Here is a 15,681-nt window from a genome sequence, read left to right on the forward strand (position 1 = left end):
AGCACGGCGGTTTCCCATCGACGCCATCAACGCTGACATCATGAAAGGACGACAAAGATGACCAAGATTGTCGATATTCGCGCCCTCGAGGTGCTCGACTCCCGCGGCAACCCCACCGTCCAGGCCGAGGTACGCCTGGAGAGCGGTGCCGTGGGCGTGGCCTGTGCCCCCAGCGGTGCCTCCACCGGCTCCCGCGAGGCGCTGGAGCTGCGCGACGGCGACAAGGCCCGCTACCTGGGCAAGGGCGTGCTGAAGGCGGTGGAAGCCGTCAACGGCGCCATCCGCGAGGCCCTCGTCGGCATGGACGCCCGCGACCAGCGCGGCCTCGACGACGCCATGCTGGCCCTCGACGGCACCGACAACAAGGCCAAGCTCGGCGCCAATGCCATCCTGGCGGTGTCGCTGGCCGCCGCCAAGGCCGCCGCCAACGCCAAGGGCGTGCCCCTCTACGCGCATATCGCCGAGCTCTACGGCCAGCCGGGCCAGTATCTGATGCCGGTGCCGATGATGAATATCCTCAACGGTGGCGAGCATGCCGACAACAACGTCGACATCCAGGAGTTCATGGTCCAGCCGGTGGGCGCGGCGAGCTTCCGCGAGGGCCTGCGCATGGGCGCCGAGATCTTCCATGCCCTGAAGAAGGTGCTCGCCGGCCGCGGCCTCTCCACCTCGGTGGGCGACGAGGGCGGCTTCGCCCCCAACCTGGCCTCAAACGCCGAGGCCCTGGCGGTGATCCAGCAGGCCGTCGAGGACGCCGGCTACGCGCTGGGCCGCGACGTGACCCTGGCACTGGACTGCGCCTCCTCCGAGTTCTTCAAGGACGGCCGCTACGACCTGGCCGGCGAGGGCAAGGCCTTCGACGCCGCCGGCTTCGTCGACTACCTGGCCGAGCTGTGTGACCAGTACCCCATCGTCTCCATCGAGGATGGCATGGACGAATCCGACTGGGAGGGCTGGAAGGCGCTGACCGACCGGCTGGGTGACAAGGTGCAGCTGGTGGGCGACGACCTCTTCGTCACCAACACCCGCATCCTCAAGCGCGGCATCGACGAGAAGATCGGCAACTCCATCCTGATCAAGTTCAACCAGATCGGCTCGCTCTCCGAGACCCTGGACGCCATCCGCATGGCCCAGGATGCCGGCTTCACCGCGGTGATCTCCCACCGCTCCGGCGAGACCGAGGACACCACCATCGCCGACCTCGCCGTGGGGACCAGCGCCGGCCAGATCAAGACCGGCTCGCTGTGCCGCAGCGACCGCGTGGCCAAGTACAACCGCCTGCTGGTGATCGAGCAGGAGCTTGGCGATGGCGTGGGCTATCCCGGCCTCGCGGCGATCAAGGGACAGTAACCTCATGTAGGAAATCGCTGACAAAAAAGCGGCGATTTTGTCGTCACTTCCGCGCAGAGGCCGGCATCATGGGTGCCGGCCTCTTTTTTATCCTGTTGAAATGTAATGGTTATTAGCTTGTTTTCATGGCGAGGGCGAGAGGAGGTGCCGTGCGGGACCGCTTGTGCGGGGGCCCGGCTCTGTCAGAATATGAAACAGGACAAGGGGGCATGGCACGGCGCCTCCGGCAGGATGCAACGGGATGCCGAGTGATGCGCCAGGTGCGGCAGGAAGCTGCTTCCGGGCAGGGAGGTCATCACGGGAGTACGGGTGGAAGGAGCCGCCCATGGAATCGCACGGAGCGGGCGGCCCTTGGGCCGCCTGTTTTCCTGCAGGTGTTCTCCTTCCTTCTGCCCGGTGGTAGGGCAGAAGCGACAGCGCCGACCGTCGAGAGACGGTCGGCGCTGTCGTTGGTGAGCGCGGTGAAGTAGGCTCAGCGCTCCAGTTGCTCGAGCTTGCCGGGCTTGCCGTCCCACTCCTCGGCGTCGGGCAGCGGATCCTTCTTCTCGCTGATATTGGGCCACACCTCGGCCAGCTCGGCGTTGATCTCGATGAACGGCTCCTGGCCATCGGGCAGCTCATCCTCCGAGAAGATCGCTTCGGCGGGGCACTCCGGCTCGCACAGGGCGCAGTCGATGCACTCGTCGGGGTGGATCACCAGGAAGTTGGGTCCCTCGTAGAAGCAGTCCACCGGACACACCTCGACACAGTCGGTGTACTTGCACTTGATGCAGTTTTCAGTGACGACGAATGTCATGCCGCTCTTTCCTCCCTCATGGCCCGGTTCGCTGCCGTGGCGGCTCCCGACCGATATGAATGGTAAAAGGTAATAAAAACCAGCTTTCTTATTCTAAGGAGCCAGGATATTTGTCCATTCTAGTCGCCGCCGCCAGGCCGCCGCAAGCGAGGGAGCTGCCTCTTACAGTGTCTCCTGCCAGCGGTAGAGCAGCGCCAGCGCCTGGCGAGGGGTGAGGTCGTCGAGGCCGAGGCCGGAGAGCTCTTCCACCAGCGGATGCGGCGTGCTGGCGAAGAGGTCGTTCTGCAGCGGCGTCGTTGCGGCGCCGCCAGCGGCGCTGGTCGAGCGGCTGCCCTGGTCGACCTCCTGCTGCTCGAGCTGGGCGAGCTTCTCCCGGGCCCGGGCGATCACGCCCTGGGGCACGCCGGCCAACTGGGCCACCTGCAGGCCGTAGCTCTGGCTGGCCGGCCCTTCCTCTACCCGGTGCATGAAGACGATGCCATCCCGGTGTTCCGCCGCGGTGAGGTGGACGTTGGCGACGCCACCCGCCTGCTCGGCCAGGGCCGTCATCTCGAAGTAGTGGGTGGCGAACAGGGTGAAGGCGCGGGTGCGGGTCAGGTGCTCGGCGCTGGCCCAGGCCAGCGACAGGCCATCGAAGGTGCTGGTGCCGCGGCCGATCTCGTCCATCAGCACCAGGCTTTCGTCGGTGGCGTTGTGCAGGATGCTGGCGGTCTCGGTCATCTCCACCATGAAGGTGGAGCGCCCGCCGGCCAGGTCATCCGAAGAGCCGATACGGGTGAAGATGCGGTCCACGGGGCCGATCTCCGCCGCGTCCGCGGGCACGAAGCTGCCGGTGTGGGCGAGCAGCACGATCAGCGCGGCCTGGCGCATGTAGGTGGACTTGCCGCCCATGTTGGGGCCGGTGATCACCAGCATGCGGCGGTCGTCGCCCATCATCAGGTCGTTGGGCACGAAGGGGGTGTCGGAGACCCGCTCCACCACCGGGTGGCGGCCGCCCTGGATGGCGATGCCCGGGGTCTCGGCCAGGTGCGGGCGCACGAGCTCCAGGCCCCGGGCGCGCTCGGCGAAGGCGCACAGCACGTCCAGTGCCGCCAGGGCCCGGGCGCTGGCCTGGAGGGCGTCGAGCTCGGCGTTGAGGGTGTCGAGCAGCCCCTCGTAGAGCAGCTTCTCCCGGGCCAGGGCGCGCGACTTCGCCGACAGTGCCTTATCCTCGAATTCCTTGAGCTCGGGAATGATGAAGCGTTCGGCGTTCTTCAGGGTCTGGCGGCGAATATAGTCCGCCGGGACCTCCTTGGCCTGGGCGCGGGGGATCTCGATGTAGTAGCCATGGACACGGTTGTAGCCCACCTTGAGGCCGGGCAGGCCGGTACGCTCGCGCTCGCGGGTCTCCAGCTTCACCAGGTAGCCACCGGCGTGCTCGGCCAGGCCACGGTGCTCGTCGAGCTCGGCATCGAAGCCCTCGGCGAGCACCCCGCCGTCGCGGATCACCACCGGCGGGTTCTCCACCAGGGCGCGATTCAGGGTGGTGGCGAGCTCGGGGTAGGGGTGGATATGTCGTTTCAGCTCGTCCAGGGCGGAACCATTGGGGTAGTCGGCGAGCCGGGCCTCGAGGTCGGGCAGGGCGTTGAAGGCGTCGCGCAGGCGGGCGAGGTCTCGGGGCCTGGCGCTGTAGAGGGCCACCCGGGCCAGGATGCGTTCCACGTCGCCGATCGCCTTGAGCGACTCGCGCAGCACCTCGAAGCCGTCCGTCTCCAGCAGCAGTGTCACGGCGGCCTGGCGGGCCTGGACACGCTCGCGGTCACGCAGCGGGCGGTTGAGCCAGCGCTTGAGCAGCCGTGAGCCCATGGCGGTGGCGGTGGTGTCGAGCACGCTGGCCAGGGTGTTGTCGCCGCTGCCGCCCAGGTTCACGTCGATCTCCAGGTTGCGACGGCTGGCGGCATCGATGACCACGGCGTCGTCGCGGCTCTCCACGCCGATGGCGGTGACATGGGGCAGGCGCGAGCGCTGGGTGTCCCGGGCGTACTCCACCAGCACGCCGGCGGCGGTGATGGCGGCCTCGAGATGGGCACAGCCGAAGCCGCGCAGGTCCTGGACGCCGAACTGGTCGCACAGCAGGCGGGCCGCGCTCTCCGGGTCGAACAGCCAGTCGCCCTGGCGGCGCAGCCCGCGGCGCCCCTCCAGGGCCGGCGGCAGGTCGAGGCTCTCCGCCACCAGCAGCTCGGCCGGGTCGAGGCGCTGGAGCTCGGCGAGCATCTCGCCCTCGCCCTCCACCTCCAGCACGCTGAAGCGCCCGCTGGAGAGCTCCAGCCAGGCCAGGCCGATGCGCTCGCCGGCGGCATGCACGGCCACCAGCAGGTTGTCGCGGCGGGCGTCGAGCAGCGCCTCGTCGTAGAGGGTGCCGGGTGTGACGATGCGCACCACGCGGCGCTCCACCGGCCCCTTGCTGGCGGCGGGGTCGCCGACCTGCTCGCAGATCGCCACCGATTCGCCGGCGGCCACCAGGCGGGCCAGATAGCCTTCGGCGCTGTGGTAGGGCACGCCGGCCATGGGGATCGGCTTGCCGGCAGACTGGCCGCGCTGGGTCAGGGTGATGTCGAGCAGGGCGGCGGCACGCCTGGCGTCGTCGAAGAACAGCTCGTAGAAGTCGCCCATGCGGTAGAAGAGCAGCACGTCGGGATGCTCGCGCTTGATCTTCAGGTACTGGGCCATCATCGGCGTATGCTGGGTGCTGGCCTGGGACATGGCGATTGCTGGGCTCCTGGTTTTGTAGATGGCTTTGTAGATGATCTTGTAGATGGTCTCGTTGAGCGGTCGTCAGATGCGCACGCGAAGAAACAGCTGCGCCTGCATCCCCTCGGCAAAGGCAGTATTCTACGCAGATGCCCTTGCCTCGTCAGGCACGCCTTCGATCCACCGTGCAGGAGCCTTCGCCATGTCCCACTCTGCCGCTAGCCTCGCCAACCTCGACCTGGCCACCCTGGCCGAGCGCCTGGGTCGGCTGTGCCGAGACAAGGGAGTGACCATCACCTGCGCCGAGTCCTGCACCGGCGGTGGGGTGGCCAGCGCCATCACGTCGGTGGCCGGCAGCTCCGACTACTTCGAGACCGGCTACGTCACCTACTCCAACGCGGCCAAGACACGCCTGCTGGGCGTAGGGGAGGCGCTGCTCGGCGAGCATGGCGCGGTAAGCCGCGAGGTGGTGGAGGCGATGGTCACCGGCGCCTGCCGCGACAGCGGTGCCGACCTCGGCGTGGCGATCAGCGGCGTGGCCGGCCCCGGTGGTGGCAGTGCCGACAAGCCGGTGGGTAGCGTGTGGCTGGCCTGGGGGGATGCCGAGCGCGCCGAGGGCGAGTGCCATCGCTACCCTGGCGATCGCCGGGCGGTGCGCGAGCAGGCGGTCCGCACGGCGCTGGTCGGCATGGTGCGCCGTCTCGAGGCGCGCTGAGAACGCCGCACGCGAGGGGACAATTTCTGCTGGCCGAGCGCGCTATTTTTCCCCATACTACTGGTCAGTCATACAGTATATAGAGACTCAGATTGAGGAGGCCCGTGATGGCTCAGGTAGACAACCGTTCCAAGGCGCTGGAAGCCGCCCTTTCCCAGATCGACCGCCAGTTCGGCAAGGGCACCGTGATGCGCCTGGGCGACGCTCCGCGCGTGGTGATGCCCTCGGTCTCAACCGGCTCGCTGGGCCTGGATATCGCGCTGGGCATCGGTGGCCTGCCGCTGGGCCGGGTGGTCGAGATCTTCGGCCCCGAGTCCTCGGGCAAGACCACCCTGACCCTGTCGGTGATCGCCCAGGCCCAGAAGCAGGGCAAGACCTGTGCCTTCATCGACGCCGAGCACGCCCTGGACCCGAGCTATGCCGAGAAGCTCGGCGTCAACCTGGACGACCTGCTGGTCTCCCAGCCCGACACCGGCGAGCAGGCCCTGGAGATCTGCGACATGCTGGTGCGTTCTGGCGGCGTCGACGTGATCATCATCGACTCGGTGGCGGCGTTGACCCCGCGTGCCGAGATCGAGGGCGAGATGGGCGACTCCCACGTCGGCCTGCAGGCGCGCCTGATGTCCCAGGCCCTGCGCAAGATCACCGGCAACATCAAGAACGCCAACTGCATGGTGGTCTTCATCAACCAGATCCGCATGAAGATCGGTGTGATGTTCGGCAGCCCCGAGACCACCACCGGTGGCAACGCCCTGAAGTTCTACTCCAGCGTGCGCCTGGATATCCGCCGCACCGGCTCGGTGAAGCAGGGCGACGAGGTGACCGGCAACGAGACCCGCGTCAAGGTGGTCAAGAACAAGGTCGCACCGCCGTTCCGCCAGGCCGAATTCCAGATCCTCTACGGCAAGGGGATCTACCATGCGGGCGAGGTGGTCGACCTGGGTGTGCAGTGCAAGCTGATCGACAAGGCCGGTGCCTGGTACAGCTACCAGGGCAACAAGATCGGCCAGGGCAAGGCCAACGCCGCGCAGTTCCTCGAGGACAACCCGGCGGTGATGGAGGAGATCGAGAGCCAGATTCGCGCGCAGCTGCTCGCGCCGGTGGAGCCCAAGAAGGAGGAGGTCGAGGAGGCCGTGCTGCCGGCCGGTGGCGAGCAGGGCGACGACCTGCTGTAGGCCATGCTCGAGCGGACTCCGAGTGATTCCACGCCCCGCGATGATGCCGTCCGGTTGCTGGCCCGGCGCGAGTACTCGCGCGCCGAACTGGTCGAGCGCCTGGCGGCGAAGGGGCATGCGGCCGACAGCATCGCCGGGTGTCTCGACGACCTCGCCGAGCGGGGGCTGCAATCCGACGCCCGCTTCGCCGAAAGCTTCCTGCGTTCGCGAATCTTCCGCGGCCAGGGGCCCGTGAGAATTCGCCTGGAGATGGAGCGGCGCGGCCTCGGCCGTGAGACGGTCCATGAGGCCTTCGTCGCGAGTGAGCAGGCCGGCGAGGCCGACTGGTACGCTCTGGCCTGTGCAGCGCTCGTGCGTCGCTTCACGGCTCCCGGCGACACTCCCCGCGAGCGCGCCCGCCGCGAGCGCTTTCTGGCCGGGCGCGGCTTCGACTTCGACCAGGTGCGCCACGCCCTGGCTCACGCCTGGGATGATCTCTCCGCCGCGCCCTAGTCCGGGCCCGTCCCCAGGGCCATCGTAGTTCCAGAAACCAAGGGGCGCTGGGGGCAAGCCCCCCCCTTCAGTCCCTTGACAACTGCGCTATAATATCTCCCTTTGCGAACGCCCCGGGTGGCCCCCCGCGGCGCCGCGATGCGCCATGTTCACGCGCCTCGTGGCGCCCGTATCGAGCCAGCGTCGCCCGCCGGGTCACCCCGTTCATCGCCACGGATACCCCATGAAAAGCGCAGACATCAGACAGGCCTTTCTGAGTTACTTCGAGGAGCACGGCCACACCGTCGTGCCCTCCAGCTCCCTGGTTCCCGGCAACGACCCGACCCTGCTGTTCACCAACGCGGGCATGGTGCCCTTCAAGGATGTCTTCCTGGGCCGCGACCCGCGCCCCTATGTGCGTGCCACCTCGGCCCAGCGCTGCGTGCGCGCCGGGGGCAAGCACAACGACCTCGACAACGTCGGCTATACCGCGCGTCACCACACCTTCTTCGAGATGCTGGGCAACTTCAGCTTCGGCGACTACTTCAAGCGCGATGCCATCCGCTTCGCCTGGGAGTTCCTCACCGGCACCCTGGGGCTGCCGAAGGAGAAGCTGTGGGTCACCGTGCATGTCAGCGACGACGAGGCCGAGCGCATCTGGAAGGAGGAGGTCGGCATCGACCCCGAGCGCTTCTCGAAGCTCGACGAGGACAACTTCTGGCAGATGGGCGACACCGGACCCTGCGGGCCGAGTTCCGAGATTTTCTATGACCACGGTCCCGAGGTGTGGGGTGGCCCGCCCGGGAGCCCCGAGGAAGACGGCGACCGCTACATCGAGATCTGGAACCTGGTGTTCATGCAGTTCGACCGTGACGCCGAGGGCACCATGCATCCGCTGCCCAAGCCCTCCATCGATACCGGCATGGGGCTGGAGCGCATCGCCGCGGTGATGCAGGGCGTGCACTCCAACTACGAGATCGACCTGTTCCAGAACCTGCTGGAGTCGGCGGCGCGCCATACCGGCCACGCCGATACCCGCGCACCCTCGCTGCGGGTGATCGCCGACCATATCCGCTCCTGCGCCTTCCTGGTCGCCGATGGTGTGCTGCCCTCCAACGAGGGGCGCGGCTATGTGCTGCGCCGAATCATCCGTCGTGCCATCCGCCACGGCCACAAGCTGGGCGCCCAGGGCAACTTCTTCCACAAGCTGGTGGGGGCGCTGGACGCCGAGATGGGCGATGCCTATCCCGAGCTTCGCCAGGCGCGCCACCAGATCGAGCGCGTGCTGCTCAAGGAGGAGGAGCAGTTCGCCCGCACCCTGGAGCACGGCATGGGCCTGCTCGAGGAGGCCCTGGCCGCCCTCGACGGCGAGGTGCTGCCCGGCGAGACGGTGTTCAAGCTCTACGACACCTACGGCTTCCCCTTCGACCTGACGGCCGACGTCTGCCGCGAGCGCGGCGTGACCCTCGACGAGATCGGCTTCGAGCGCGCGCTGGAGGCCCAGCGCGAACGCGCCCGAGCGGCGAGCCAGTTCGGTGCCGACTACGGCGCCGCCCTGGAGCTGGAAGGCGAGACCGACTTCACCGGTTACGAGCGCCTCGAGGATCGCGCCACCGTCACTGCCCTGGCCGACTGCGAGGGCAACGCCCTGGAACGGCTCGTGCCGGAGCACAAGGCTGTGGTGGTGCTCGACCGGACCCCCTTCTACGGCGAGTCCGGCGGCCAGGTGGGCGACACCGGCTACCTGCATCTCGATGGCGGTGGCCGCTTCCTGGTGGAGGAGACCCAGAAGCAGGGCGGCCACCACCTGCACCACGGCGTGCTGCTCGAGGGTGAGCTGGCGCTGGGCGACGCGGTGCGTCCCCAGGTGGATGCCGGCCTGCGCGCCGCCACGGTGCGCAACCACTCCGCCACCCACCTGATGCACAAGGCGCTGCGCCTGGTGCTGGGTGACCATGTGGCCCAGAAGGGTTCCCTGGTGACCCCGGAGCGGCTGCGCTTCGACTTCAGCCACTTCGAGCCGATGACCGCCGAGCAGCTCGCCGAGGTGGAGCGCCTGGTCAACGAGCAGGTCCTGGCCAATGCACCGACCCACATCGAGCAGATGACCCTGGATGAGGCCAAGGCCAAGGGGGCGGCGGCGCTCTTCGAGGCCAAGTACGCCGACAGCGTGCGGGTGCTGACCATCGGTGCCGACGACTTCTCCATCGAGCTGTGCGGCGGCACCCATGTGGCGCGCAGCGGCGATATCGGCTGCTTCCATATCGTCAGCGAGCAGGGCATCGCCTCCGGCGTGCGCCGCATCGAGGCGATCACCGGCGAAGGCGCGCTGGCCTGGTTCCATGAGCAGGAGGCCAGGCTCAACCGTGTCGGCGAGCGCTTGAAGGCCAAGCCCGAGCAGGTCGAGGAGCGCGTGGAGTCGCTGGTGGAGCGCAACCGCACCCTGGAGAAGGAGCTCGAGCGGCTCAAGGCCAAGCTGGCCAGCGCGGCCGGCAGCGACCTGGTCGCCGAGGCTCGCGAGATCAAGGGGGTCAAGGTGCTGGCCAGGTCGCTGGAGGGCGTCTCTGGCAAGGAGCTGCGCGGCATGCTCGACCAGCTCAAGAACAAGCTGGGTTCCGGCATCATCGTGCTGGGCGTGGGCGACGAGGCGGCCGGCAAGGTCAGCCTGATCGCCGGCGTCACCGATGACCTCACCTCGCGCGTCAAGGCCGGCGAGCTGGTCAATCACGTGGCCGGCCGGGTAGGCGGTAAGGGTGGCGGTCGCGCCGACATGGCCCAGGCCGGCGGCAGCGACGTGGCAGCCCTGCCGGCGGCCCTGGAGGGCGTTGCCGCCTGGGTCGAGGAGCGCCTTTAGCAGGATTCGAGGGGGCCGGTAGCCGCGAGGCGCCGGCCCTGCTTGTAGAGACACCTTTCACTCACCCGGGCCTAGCTGCCCGACATACGAGGGGAAATTTCACCGATGGCACTATACGTACAGAAGTTCGGCGGCACTTCGGTGGGCTCCGTGGAGCGCATCAAGGCCGTGGCCGAGAAGGTCAAGGGCTTCCGCGACAATGGCCACCAGGTCGTCGTGGTAGTCTCCGCCATGAGCGGCGAGACCAACCGACTGATCGGCATGGCCAACGAGATCAACGATGAGCCGACCCCGCGCGAGATGGACATGCTGGTCTCCACCGGCGAGCAGGTGACGATCTCGCTGCTGGCCATGGCGCTGCACAAGCTGGGCGTGCCGGCGACCTCCTATACCGGCTCCCAGGTGGGCATCCAGACCGACAGTGCCCACACCAAGGCGCGCATCCAGCGTATCGAGACCGATGAGCTGCAGTCCGACCTGGACGACGGCCAGGTGGTGGTGGTCGCTGGTTTCCAGGGGGTCGACGAGGAGGGAAATATCACTACCCTCGGTCGCGGCGGCTCCGATACCACTGGCGTGGCCCTGGCTGCGGCGCTGAAGGCCGACGAGTGCCAGATCTATACCGACGTCGATGGCGTCTACACCACCGATCCCCGGGTGTGCAGCAAGGCCCAGCGCCTCGAGAGCATCACCGTCGAGGAGATGCTGGAGCTGGCCAGCCTGGGCTCCAAGGTGCTGCAGATTCGCGCCGTCGAATTCGCCGGCAAGTACAATGTGCCGCTGCGCGTGCTGTCCAGCTTCGAGGACGGCCCCGGCACCCTGATCGTTGCAGACTCTGACCAAGACGAGGACACCATGGAAGAACCGCTGATCTCCGGTATCGCCTTCACCGCCAACGAGGCCAAGCTGACCCTGCTCAATACCCCCGACGTGCCGGGCGTGGCCTCGCGCATCCTCGGCCCCATCGCCGACGCCAACATCGAAGTCGACATGATCGTGCAGAACGTGGCGCCGGCCGGCGACTACACCGACTTCACCTTCACCGTGGCCAAGGGTGACTACAAGCAGACCCTCAAGATCCTCAACGAGCAGGTGCTGCCGGACCTGGGCGAGGGTGAGGTCAAGGGTGATGACAACATCGCCAAGGTCTCGCTGGTGGGCGTCGGCATGCGCTCCCACGCTGGGGTGGCCTCGAAGATGTTCCGCGTGCTCTCCGAGGAGAACATCAACATCCGCATGGTCTCCACCTCCGAAATCAAGATCTCGGTGGTGATCGATGAGAAGCAGATGGAGCTGGCCGTGCGCGCCCTGCACAAGGCCTTCGGCCTCGACAAGGCCGATATCGAGAGCGAGGAATAAGCCGACCCGTGGCGGCAGATTACCTTCTACGCTGGTAGAAAGGCCCGCCGCGTCCTGCGGCGGGGCTTCCCTTCAACGGGCGGCCCGTGTTTGATGGGCCGCCGTGTTGGTCACGGAGGACGTTCTGCCACATACTGAGGCGGCGTGGTACTGCCGGCCAACATCCCGTTGCCAGCCAGAGAACAAGTCTGAGAAGGAGATCAGCCATGCTCATCCTGACCCGCCGTGTCGGCGAGACCCTGATGATAGGTGACGACATCACCGTGACGGTGCTGGGCGTAAAAGGCAACCAGGTCCGTATCGGGGTGAATGCGCCGAAGGATGTGGCAGTTCATCGCGAGGAGATCTATCAGCGCATTCAGCGCGAGAAGAGTGACGAGGAAGGTTCTGGTCACGAAGAGTAGCGGTCAGGACTGCAGACAAAAAAGCCGTGGGGGCGCTGGACAAACCCCTTCGGAAACGGTAAGATATGCGCCGTGTCGTTAGGGAGAGGTGGCCGAGTGGCTGAAGGCGCTCCCCTGCTAAGGGAGTAAGGGGTTTATAGCCTCTTCGAGGGTTCGAATCCCTCCCTCTCCGCCACGGCGACATCGTGAAGCATCAGCGCCCGTAGCTCAGCTGGATAGAGTACCTGACTACGAATCAGGGGGTCGGAGGTTCGAATCCTCCCGGGCGCGCCAGCGTTACACGCGCGGTAGCTGATCAAGCGCAGCAGGTGATGGCGGTCACCATGACAACACCGCACATTGCGCCCGTAGCTCAGCTGGATAGAGTACCTGACTACGAATCAGGGGGTCGGAGGTTCGAATCCTCCCGGGCGCGCCAGATCTTGACCCGTCCTCACCCGAGGGCGGGTCTTCTGTTTTATTTTGATGTTTTCTCGCTAGCCGGACCGGTCGCGCCCAGGATGGGCCCCGGATCCGCGATCGTTTGGGGCGCCGTTGCATTGCGACGTGCGCCTCTTTTTTATATGGCTGCCGCGCTGACCGGCGCCTGAAGGGGCTCGGTCGCCGGGGTGTCGGCTCGGAGGCCTGCCAGCAGCTCATCCAGCGCGGTGATGCGCTTGAGGCGCTGGAAGCGCCGGGCCGCCTCGGCGTCTGCCTGGCGCATATGGTTGAGCCACTGCTTGACCAGGGAGGTGACGACGCGTTCGGGCAGCGCTCGGCGCTGCAGGCTGGCGAATTCGGCAAGGATCGCCGCCCGTGCCGCCCAGGGCGTGGGCGGCAGTCGCTCGCCGCTGTGCTGCCAGTGGCGGATGCGCGCCGCCAGCCAGGGGTCGGCCAGCGCCCCGCGGCCGAGCATGACATCGCGGCAGCCGGAGAGGGTGCGGGCCTTCCAGTAGTCCTCGAGGGTCCAGATGTCGCCGTTGGCGATCACCGGGATGGTCAGGTCGCGTCGAATGCGGCCGATCCACTCCCAGTGGGCCGGTGGGCGGTAGCCCTCTTCCCGGGTGCGGCCATGCACCACCAGGTGGCGGGCACCCCCTGCCTGGGCAGCGCGCCCACAGGCCAGTGCCAGGCGTCGATCGGCGAAGCCCAGGCGGATCTTGGCGGTCACTGGAATGTGTTGCCCCACCGTCTCATGCACGGCAGCGACCACGGCATGCACGCGCCGCGGGTCGCGCAGCAGCGAGGCGCCGCCATCGTGGCGGTTGACCAGCTTGGCCGGGCAGCCGAAGTTGAGATCGACACCGGTGGCGCCTAGGCGCAGTGCCTGGGCGGCGTTGGCCGCCAGGGCCTCGGGATCGGAGCCGAGAAGCTGTAGCTGAACCGGTACGCCGGCCGGAGTCGTCATGCGAGCGCCCTGGAGCTCGGGGCAGTGCTTGTGGAAGACGCGCGGTGGCAGTCGGGCATCTACCACGCGGACGAACTCGGTGACCGCCCAGTCGAAGCCCGGCTGCCGGGTCAGCAGGTCCCGGGTGTGGGCGTCGATAACGCCCTCCATGGGGGCCAGGCCGACCCTGCCCGGTACATCTTGTAGTAAATTAACAACGCCGACTTCCACCACAGCACCATTGCAATCTGATCAGAGTGTGGCAGGTTATAGCATCGAAAATTTTGCGCAAGCCGCCATGTCTCGCACCGTTGAGGCGCATGGAGGTACATGTTCAACAGGAGAGGCGCGCGATGCAGGACATGCAGCTGCTGGAAGAGGGGATCTCCCTGATGGCCCTTGGCATGGGCTTTGTTTTTGTTTTTCTTACCTTGCTAGTCATCGTCACCACCCTGATGTCCAAGATCATCGGTCGCTTCTTCCCGGAGCCCGTGGCGCCTCCGGTGCCGGCACGCGGTCGTGGTGCCGCTCCCCAGGACGATGACGTCATGGTGGCCATCAGTGCCGCGGTGCATCACTATCGCCGCCGACACCGCCGCTGAACCCCGCCTGCCTCCCTTCTCCCTACATCCACTACCTCAAGGTCAAACCCATGACTGACAACGCTCGCCCGCTGGGCATCACCGATGTGGTCCTGCGTGACGCCCACCAGTCGCTGTTCGCCACCCGCATGCGCCTCGACGACATGCTGCCCATCGCCGAGAAGCTCGACCGCGTCGGCTTCTGGTCGCTGGAGTCCTGGGGCGGGGCCACCTTCGACGCCTGTATCCGCTACCTCGGCGAGGATCCGTGGGAGCGGATACGGGCGTTGAAGGCCGCCATGCCCAACACCCCCCAGCAGATGCTGCTGCGCGGCCAGAACCTGCTCGGCTACCGTCACTACGCCGACGATGTGGTGGACCGCTTCGTGGAGCGGGCGAAGACCAACGGTGTCGATGTCTTCCGCGTCTTCGATGCCATGAACGACCCGCGTAACCTGGAGCGCGCCATCCAGGCGGTGCGCAAGGTCGAGGGGCATGCCCAGGGCACGCTCTCCTATACCGTGAGCCCGGTGCATACCCTGGATGGCTGGGTCGAGCTCGGCAAGACCATCGCTGCCATGGGTGCCGACTCGCTCTGCATCAAGGATATGGCCGGCCTGCTCAAGCCCTACGACGCCTATGAACTGGTCTCCAGGCTCAAGAAGGCCGTGGATATCCCCATCCACATGCAGTGCCACGCCACTACCGGCCTGTCCACCGCCACCGCCCTCAAGGCCGCCGAGGCGGGCATCGACAACGTCGACACCGCCATCTCCTCGATGTCCATGACCTATGGCCACAGCCCCACCGAGTCGGTGGTGGCCATCCTCCAGGGCACCGAGCGCGATACCGGCCTCGACCTCGAGCTGCTCGAGGAGATCGCCGCCTACTTCCGCGAGGTGCGCAAGAAGTATGCCGCCTTCGAGGGCTCGCTGAAGGGCATCGACTCGCGCATCCTGATTGCCCAGGTGCCGGGCGGCATGCTCACCAACATGGAGGGCCAGCTCAAGGAGCAGGGCGCCGGCGACAAGCTCGACGACGTGCTTAAAGAAATTCCCAATGTACGGGAAGATCTGGGCTTTATCCCGCTGGTCACCCCGACCTCGCAGATCGTCGGCACCCAGGCGGTGATGAACGTGATGATGGGTAGCCGCTACACGTCGATCTCCAAGGAGGTCCAGGCGCTGCTCAAGGGCGAGTACGGTGCCGCCCCGGCACCGTTCAACAAGGAGTTGCAGGCGCGCGTGCTGGAGGGGGGCGAGCCGATCACCTGCCGTCCGGCCGACAACCTCAGCCCCGAGATGGAGCGGCTGACCGCCGAGCTCAAGAAGAAGGCCAAGGCCGACGGCATCCGCCTGGCCGAGGGGGAGCGCGAGATCGACGACGTGCTCACCTATGCGCTCTTCCCGCAGATCGGCCTGAAGTTCCTCAACAACCGCGACAACCCCGACGCCTTCGAGCCGGCGCCCCAGGCGCCCGAGGCCGGCGCCAGCCTGCCCGCGAAAGCAGAGGCCAGGGCACCGGCGACTCAGGGCACGGCGCCGGCTGGCCCCGAGACCTATACCGTCAAGGTCAACGGCAAGGCCTACGTGGTGGAGGTCGCCGAGGGCGGTGAAATCGGCCAGGTTGCCGAGAGCGGTGAGGCCGACAGCGCCCCCGCCGCCCCCAGCGGCGAGGCGATCAGCGCACCGCTGGCCGGCAACATCTTCAAGGTCAACGTGCGCGAGGGGGACCGCGTCGCCGAGGGGGACGTGGTGATCATCCTCGAGGCGATGAAGATGGAGACCGAGGTGCGTGCCGCAAGCGCCGGTACCGTCACTTCTGTCAACGTCAGCGAGGGCGACAGCGTCGCCGTCGGTGACGTGCTGATCGAGCTCTAA

General features: G+C 67.1%; 12 protein-coding genes and 3 tRNA genes. 12 read left to right on the plus strand and 3 right to left on the minus strand.

Annotated elements, in window-relative coordinates:
* Window positions 1-57: 57 nt before the first annotated feature.
* The gene (gene eno / locus NFH66_RS02135; RefSeq protein WP_300270939.1) at window positions 58-1,350 is read left to right on the plus strand and encodes a phosphopyruvate hydratase; all 1,293 of its coding nucleotides are present in this window, start codon (window positions 58-60) and stop codon (window positions 1,348-1,350) included.
* A 472-nt stretch (window positions 1,351-1,822) separates the two neighbouring features.
* Here eno and fdxA read toward each other — a convergent pair whose 3' ends face one another.
* Both fdxA and mutS read right to left on the minus strand, forming a co-directional pair.
* Window positions 1,823-2,146 carry a ferredoxin FdxA gene (gene fdxA / locus NFH66_RS02140; RefSeq protein WP_023007499.1) on the minus strand — a complete coding sequence of 108 codons (324 nt, stop codon included), beginning with the start codon at window positions 2,144-2,146 and terminating at the stop codon, window positions 1,823-1,825.
* Window positions 2,147-2,308: 162 nt separating this feature from the next.
* Entirely contained in the window at window positions 2,309-4,888 is a 2,580-nt protein-coding gene (gene mutS / locus NFH66_RS02145; protein ID WP_349607990.1) for a DNA mismatch repair protein MutS, read from the minus strand.
* 190 nt (window positions 4,889-5,078) lie between these two features.
* On the opposite strand from mutS, the gene NFH66_RS02150 reads away from it, so the two are divergent.
* The 9 genes from NFH66_RS02150 to NFH66_RS02190 all read left to right on the plus strand — a co-directional run bounded on the left by NFH66_RS02150 (window position 5,079) and on the right by NFH66_RS02190 (window position 12,272).
* On the plus strand, window positions 5,079-5,591 hold the full coding sequence (locus tag NFH66_RS02150) for a CinA family protein (protein ID WP_349607992.1): 513 nt from the start codon (window positions 5,079-5,081) through the stop codon (window positions 5,589-5,591).
* Window positions 5,592-5,698: 107 nt separating this feature from the next.
* Window positions 5,699-6,766 (plus strand): recombinase RecA, encoded by a 1,068-nt coding sequence (recA, locus tag NFH66_RS02155; protein ID WP_349607994.1) that lies wholly within the window; start codon window positions 5,699-5,701, stop codon window positions 6,764-6,766.
* Between the two features lie 3 nt (window positions 6,767-6,769).
* A complete protein-coding gene (locus NFH66_RS02160) occupies window positions 6,770-7,258 on the plus strand; it encodes a regulatory protein RecX (protein ID WP_349607996.1) in 489 nt (162 codons plus the stop codon).
* 223 nt (window positions 7,259-7,481) lie between these two features.
* A complete protein-coding gene (alaS, locus tag NFH66_RS02165) occupies window positions 7,482-10,091 on the plus strand; it encodes an alanine--tRNA ligase (RefSeq protein WP_349607998.1) in 2,610 nt (869 codons plus the stop codon).
* 105 nt (window positions 10,092-10,196) lie between these two features.
* The gene (locus NFH66_RS02170; RefSeq protein ID WP_161430109.1) at window positions 10,197-11,450 is read left to right on the plus strand and encodes an aspartate kinase; all 1,254 of its coding nucleotides are present in this window, start codon (window positions 10,197-10,199) and stop codon (window positions 11,448-11,450) included.
* A 206-nt stretch (window positions 11,451-11,656) separates the two neighbouring features.
* A complete protein-coding gene (gene csrA, locus NFH66_RS02175; RefSeq protein ID WP_161430110.1) occupies window positions 11,657-11,854 on the plus strand; it encodes a carbon storage regulator CsrA in 198 nt (65 codons plus the stop codon).
* 82 nt (window positions 11,855-11,936) lie between these two features.
* Window positions 11,937-12,029: transfer RNA gene (locus NFH66_RS02180), tRNA-Ser, on the plus strand.
* 21 nt (window positions 12,030-12,050) lie between these two features.
* Window positions 12,051-12,127, plus strand: a tRNA-Arg gene (locus tag NFH66_RS02185).
* Window positions 12,128-12,195: 68 nt separating this feature from the next.
* A tRNA-Arg gene (locus NFH66_RS02190) sits at window positions 12,196-12,272 on the plus strand.
* 141 nt (window positions 12,273-12,413) lie between these two features.
* Here the strand turns inward: NFH66_RS02190 and NFH66_RS02195 are convergent.
* Entirely contained in the window at window positions 12,414-13,391 is a 978-nt protein-coding gene (locus NFH66_RS02195) for a tRNA dihydrouridine synthase (protein ID WP_349608000.1), read from the minus strand.
* A 182-nt stretch (window positions 13,392-13,573) separates the two neighbouring features.
* Between NFH66_RS02195 and NFH66_RS02200 the strand changes: the two genes are divergently transcribed.
* Both NFH66_RS02200 and oadA read left to right on the plus strand, forming a co-directional pair.
* Window positions 13,574-13,822: an OadG family protein gene (locus tag NFH66_RS02200; RefSeq protein ID WP_349608003.1), complete on the plus strand. Its 249-nt coding sequence runs from the start codon at window positions 13,574-13,576 to the stop codon at window positions 13,820-13,822.
* A gap of 50 nt (window positions 13,823-13,872) precedes the next feature.
* Window positions 13,873-15,681 carry a sodium-extruding oxaloacetate decarboxylase subunit alpha gene (oadA, locus tag NFH66_RS02205; RefSeq protein ID WP_349608005.1) on the plus strand — a complete coding sequence of 603 codons (1,809 nt, stop codon included), beginning with the start codon at window positions 13,873-13,875 and terminating at the stop codon, window positions 15,679-15,681.

Source organism: Halomonas sp. H10-9-1 (assembly GCF_040147005.1).
Taxonomy (GTDB): domain Bacteria; phylum Pseudomonadota; class Gammaproteobacteria; order Pseudomonadales; family Halomonadaceae; genus Halomonas.